This window comes from Streptococcus downii (assembly GCF_004353325.1).
In the GTDB taxonomy this organism is placed as follows: domain Bacteria; phylum Bacillota; class Bacilli; order Lactobacillales; family Streptococcaceae; genus Streptococcus; species Streptococcus downii.
Map to the genome: position 1 here is coordinate 43,832 of NZ_MZNX01000007.1, position 1,201 is coordinate 45,032.

The 1,201-nt window shown below is 52.0% G+C and carries 13 tRNA genes; all 13 read right to left on the bottom strand.

From position 1 onward, the window contains the following. Position 1: 1 nt before the first annotated feature. The 13 genes from E2R31_RS04260 to E2R31_RS04320 all read right to left on the bottom strand — a co-directional run bounded on the left by E2R31_RS04260 (position 2) and on the right by E2R31_RS04320 (position 1,138). Positions 2–74: transfer RNA gene (locus E2R31_RS04260), tRNA-Phe, on the bottom strand. Positions 75–77: 3 nt separating this feature from the next. Then, a tRNA-Met gene (locus E2R31_RS04265) sits at positions 78–151 on the bottom strand. Positions 152–163: 12 nt separating this feature from the next. Beyond that, positions 164–253: transfer RNA gene (locus E2R31_RS04270), tRNA-Ser, on the bottom strand. A gap of 11 nt (positions 254–264) precedes the next feature. Next, positions 265–338, bottom strand: a tRNA-Ile gene (locus E2R31_RS04275). A 13-nt stretch (positions 339–351) separates the two neighbouring features. Continuing rightward, positions 352–425, bottom strand: a tRNA-Met gene (locus tag E2R31_RS04280). A gap of 5 nt (positions 426–430) precedes the next feature. Continuing rightward, a tRNA-Pro gene (locus tag E2R31_RS04285) sits at positions 431–504 on the bottom strand. Positions 505–519: 15 nt separating this feature from the next. Next, positions 520–593: transfer RNA gene (locus tag E2R31_RS04290), tRNA-Arg, on the bottom strand. 11 nt (positions 594–604) lie between these two features. Continuing rightward, positions 605–690: transfer RNA gene (locus tag E2R31_RS04295), tRNA-Leu, on the bottom strand. A 7-nt stretch (positions 691–697) separates the two neighbouring features. Next, positions 698–769, bottom strand: a tRNA-Gly gene (locus tag E2R31_RS04300). A gap of 27 nt (positions 770–796) precedes the next feature. Further along, positions 797–869 (bottom strand) — tRNA-Thr (locus tag E2R31_RS04305). Between the two features lie 12 nt (positions 870–881). Continuing rightward, a tRNA-Leu gene (locus E2R31_RS04310) sits at positions 882–963 on the bottom strand. Between the two features lie 5 nt (positions 964–968). After that, a tRNA-Lys gene (locus tag E2R31_RS04315) sits at positions 969–1,041 on the bottom strand. Between the two features lie 24 nt (positions 1,042–1,065). Beyond that, positions 1,066–1,138, bottom strand: a tRNA-Asp gene (locus E2R31_RS04320). Positions 1,139–1,201: the final 63 nt, after the last annotated feature.

Genomic DNA, 1,201 nt, shown 5'->3' on the forward strand with positions numbered 1-1,201 from the left:
ATGGCGCGAGACGGAATCGAACCGCCGACACATGGAGCTTCAATCCATTGCTCTACCAACTGAGCTACCGAGCCAAATTGCGGGAGCAGGATTTGAACCTACGACCTTCGGGTTATGAGCCCGACGAGCTACCGAGCTGCTCCATCCCGCGTTAATAATAAAAAGGAGGATGTGGGATTCGAACCCACGCACGCTTTTACACGCCTGACGGTTTTCAAGACCGTTCCCTTCAGCCAGACTTGGGTAATCCTCCAAAATATAAAATGGACCTTGTAGGACTTGAACCTACGACCACTCGGTTATGAGCCGAGAGCTCTAACCAGCTGAGCTAAAGGTCCAACAAGATCTTTATAGCGGCGAAGGGGATCGAACCCCCGACCTCCCGGGTATGAACCGGACGCTCTAGCCAGCTGAGCTACACCGCCATCAATCGGGAAGACAGGATTCGAACCTGCGACACCTTGGTCCCAAACCAAGTACTCTACCAAGCTGAGCTACTTCCCGCGTTAAATAAAAAAATGCACCCTAGAGGAGTCGAACCTCTAACCGCCTGATTCGTAGTCAGGTACTCTATCCAGTTGAGCTAAGGGTGCTCATCATTATATGCCGAGGACCGGAATCGAACCGGTACGATCGTTACCAATCGCAGGATTTTAAGTCCTGTGCGTCTGCCAGTTCCGCCACCCCGGCCTCTCTAAGCGAACGACGGGATTCGAACCCGCGACCCCCACCTTGGCAAGGTGGTGTTCTACCACTGAACTACGTTCGCATCGACCTCTTATTCTATATAAAAAAATGCCGGCTACATGACTTGAACACGCGACCCTCTGATTACAAATCAGATGCTCTACCAACTGAGCTAAGCCGGCTACTTTCTATTATGCGGGTTAAGGGACTTGAACCCCCACGCCGTTAAGCGCCAGATCCTAAATCTGGTGCGTCTGCCAATTCCGCCAAACCCGCAAATATGACCCGTACTGGGCTCGAACCAGTGACCCATTGATTAAAAGTCAATTGCTCTACCAACTGAGCTAACGAGTCTAAAATAACTTCCGTTATCTTAAACGGTCCCGACGGGAATCGAACCCGCGATCTTCGCCGTGACAGGGCGACGTGATAACCGCTACACTACGGGACCTATGGGAGTTAACGGGATCGAACCGCTGACCCTCTGCTTGTAAGGCAGATGCTCTCCCAGCTG